We start from the raw sequence: 3,388 nt of genomic DNA, 5'->3' as shown, positions 1-3,388 counted from the left end.
CGCGAGCGCCCTGCTCGGCTTCTGGGAGAACGAGGCGGCCCGCGACGCCGGCGCGCTCACGGGCGTCGAGCGCGAGATCGCCGCGGCGCTCAAGGGCTACGGGTTCACGGACGAGGCCACGGCCGCAATCCTCGGGAACCTAAAGGCGGAGAGCGGCATGGACCCGGCGTCCGACGAGGTCATGGACGGCATGTTCAACTACGCCTACGAGCGCGCCTGCGGGGTGTTCCAGTACACCTCGACGCGGCCGGGGCAGGGCGAGTACTGGGAGTTCAAGACATGGTGCCGGAGCCGGGGGAAGACGTGGTCGGATGTCGGGCCCCAGATGGAATGGACCTTCTCGGGAGACTGCCCGGGCACCTGGTCGAACCGATGGTCGGCGAACCTGGCGAGAAGCGGCTACTACGCGAACTGCCCGGGCTACACAGACGGCTCGTTCTACGCGACGGCGGACGAGTTCAAGGCGGCGGACGACGTCGTGCGCGCGACCTACTCGTGGATGGCCTGCTACGAGAAGCCCGCCAACGGGGAATACGCGCACCTGGACCGCCGGATCGAGTACGCGAAGGGCTACCTCGCCGCCCTCGAGTCCGCAGGCGGCGGCAACGCGATCGTCGCAGCGGCGGAGTCGCAGCTCGGCGTGCCCTACGTGTGGGGCGGCGAGACGCCGGGGAAGGCGCTCGACTGCTCCGGGCTCGTCCAGTACTGCTACGCACAGGCAGGGATATCGCTTCCGCATTACTCGGAGGACCAGGCAGCGGGCGGCAGGCGGATACCGCTGTCGGAGGCCCGTCCCGGCGACATCCTCTGGAGGCCGGGCCACGTGGCCATCTACACGGGCGGCGACGGCTACATTCACGAGCCCCAGACGGGCGACATCTGCAGACGGGCGACCGGGATCTCGTATTTCACGTGCGCAATCCGCTACTAGGAGGGAGAAGGGATGAGGAGAAGGCAGACGGGCAGCAGGGACGCCACGAGGCGGCGCACCGGCGTCATCGCCGCGCTGCTCGCGCTCGCCCTCGTGGCAGCGGGCGGCGCCACAACCGCGGCGCTGCACCATGCGGCGGCCGGAAACGGCGCGGATCCTGCGCAGGGGCAGGAGCAGGCCGCGAGCGCGGGCGCCGATGCTGAGGAGGATGCCGGCCAGGGCTCCGACGGGTCCGATCCCGCGCGGGAATCGCACGTGGCGGACGTGCTCCGCTCGCATTCCTGGCAGGCGCAGGACGACTCGTCGAAGACCGTGCAGTTCCGCGACGGCTCGTTCGTCGAGCGCGACGGGAAGACCTCCAAGGTCGCCTCGTTCGAGATAGACGACGAGCAGTGGGACGGGGCGTCGGGCTCCATCACCTGCCGGATCACGGCGGACGGCAGCCCCGAGGCGAAGCGCGGCATCATCTCGCTCACGGGGGTCGAGGGCTCCTACCGCGTATCGTGCGACGGCTTCGCGCTCGCGAAGTCCTACGTCCAGGGTGGCAAGGGCGAGGGGCCGGTCGCGGTCTCGGGCGTCACCGAGCCCTACACGTCGCTCATCGACGGCAAGACCGCAGAGCTCGCGGAGTGCGTCGCCTCCTGGTGCAGGGAGCACGCCCCCACCGCGACCACGGCGGCCTTCGACGGCGAGGTCTACCTCGACGTCCCGGCCGGCACCGTTTCCGCGACGTTCACCTGCGACGACCCTGCCGCCACCGCCATCTCGGTCTCGTACAGGGCCGGCAAGTTCGAGGTCAGGGGGTAGCCGTGCGCACATTCACGGACACCCTGCGCGATGGGCGGTTCGCCCTCTCGCTGGGCACAACCATGCTCCTGGCCGCGCTCGCCCTCTTCTCCCCCGAGCCCGCGTTCGCGTCCATCGCCGACGACGTCAACGCGTGGCTCTCCGGCGTGCTGCGCGACACGTGCAACTGGATTTTCAACAGTCAGGTGGACGTGCTCAAGGGCATCGGCACGAGCGGGGTGCTCTCGGCGAGCTTCGACCAGATGCTCGGGAGCGCGGGGACCGTGACGATGTACGACGTCGTGCACGGCGTGTGGGAAGCGGCGATACTGCCCATCGGCTGCGGGGTGCTGTCGTTCTCGTTCACGCTCCAGCTCGTCAAGATCAGCCAGAAGATGGACGGCAACGCCGCCATGCCCGGCGTGAAGGAGGTCGTCTTCCTGCTGGTGTTCTACGCGGTGTTCCTGTTCATCCTCCAGAACAGCTTCGAGCTCATGCAGGCGGTCTACGAGGTGACGCGCATCGCCGTCCAGCGCGTGGCGGGCCTGTTCGGGACGGGCTCGGCGCTCGACTTGTCGGCGGTCTCGATCACCACGACCGACGACGACGTGGCGGCGCTGCTCGGAATGCTCGTCATCGCGCTCGTGAGCTGGGTCGTGGTGGTGGCCGCCTACGTGGTGGCCCTGGTGGTCTGCTGGGCGCGCGCCATACAGATCTACGTCATGGCGGCCTTCAGCCCCATACCGCTCGCCCTGCTCTCGCAGGACGAGACGAGGCAGATGGGCGTCGGCTACCTCAAGAACTTCGCCGCCGCCTGCCTGGCGGGCGTCATCATCCTCGTGCTCCTGGTGAGCTTCCCGATCGTGCTGGGCGGCCTCAACGCCGCGAGCGCGGGCGTGCCCGTCGTCGACTCGGTCGTGGGCGGGCTGTCCTACGCGCTGCAGTACCTGGCCATGTGCGTCCTGCTCATCATCGCGCTCGTCAAGAGCGGCGCCTGGGCGCGCGAGATCATGGGCGGATAGGGGGCCGCATGCGAATGGAGAGGGGCCCATAGGGGCGCGTCCCACCCGTCTTCCGAACGGCAAAGAAGGAAAGAGAAAGGAGAACGGCCGTGACAGACGATGCGAAGAGGAAGAACGTCTACCTGTCGTTCCACAAGAACTTCGTCCGGGAGGCGATTCCCTACACGGACAGGCAGACCGGCGAGCAGAGGACCTTCAACCAGGTGACGATCCCGAGGGGGACGGTCATAGACGGGCGCGACGTGGGCGGCTACGAGTTCAGCCCGCTCTACGTGAACTCCTCGCGCTTCAAGGGCCCGGACTGGCGCGACGTGCCGCTCATCGCCGACAAGGAGGTGTGGCTGCAGAAGTCGGTCCTCGATCCGGACGGCAAGCCCGTCATCGGGGAGGACGGCCGGCGCCTCAAGGACACGGTGAAGGCAATGCCCCAGCAGATCAAGGACGCGCTGACCGAATCGCGCCGCGCGTGGGCCGAGGCGCACGGGCTCCCTCTTATACACAGCTAGATGTGTATAAGAGACAGGGGAAAGCAAGGGTCGCGAGGGCGATTGCGATCACGAAGAGCGACGAATGCTTGGAGAGGAACGTGCTTGCGTGCTGCAGCGCTTCCATGGTGGTCCTTTCTCGACGGAAGCCATAAAAAATCCCT

4 protein-coding genes are annotated in these 3,388 nt (G+C 67.9%); all 4 read left to right on the top strand.

Features of this window, described 5'->3' with window-relative positions; translation table 11 throughout:
* Positions 1–931, top strand: a 931-nt coding sequence (locus BN3270_RS09540; protein WP_167551296.1) for a phage tail tip lysozyme, incomplete at its 5' end; no start/stop codon positions are given.
* Positions 932–943: 12 nt separating this feature from the next.
* On the top strand, positions 944–1,738 hold the full coding sequence (locus tag BN3270_RS00020; RefSeq protein WP_058985078.1) for a hypothetical protein: 795 nt from the start codon (positions 944–946) through the stop codon (positions 1,736–1,738).
* Positions 1,739–1,800: 62 nt separating this feature from the next.
* Positions 1,801–2,739: a conjugal transfer protein TrbL gene (locus BN3270_RS00015; protein ID WP_058985079.1), complete on the top strand. Its 939-nt coding sequence runs from the start codon at positions 1,801–1,803 to the stop codon at positions 2,737–2,739.
* An 89-nt stretch (positions 2,740–2,828) separates the two neighbouring features.
* Positions 2,829–3,245 (top strand): hypothetical protein, encoded by a 417-nt coding sequence (locus BN3270_RS00010; protein ID WP_058985077.1) that lies wholly within the window; start codon positions 2,829–2,831, stop codon positions 3,243–3,245.
* Positions 3,246–3,388: the final 143 nt, after the last annotated feature.

Source organism: Hugonella massiliensis, from assembly GCA_001486445.1.
Lineage (GTDB): Bacteria > Actinomycetota > Coriobacteriia > Coriobacteriales > Eggerthellaceae > Hugonella > Hugonella massiliensis.
The sequence above is the reverse complement of the archived record's forward strand: the minus strand, read 5'-3'. Positions and strand labels throughout refer to the sequence as shown.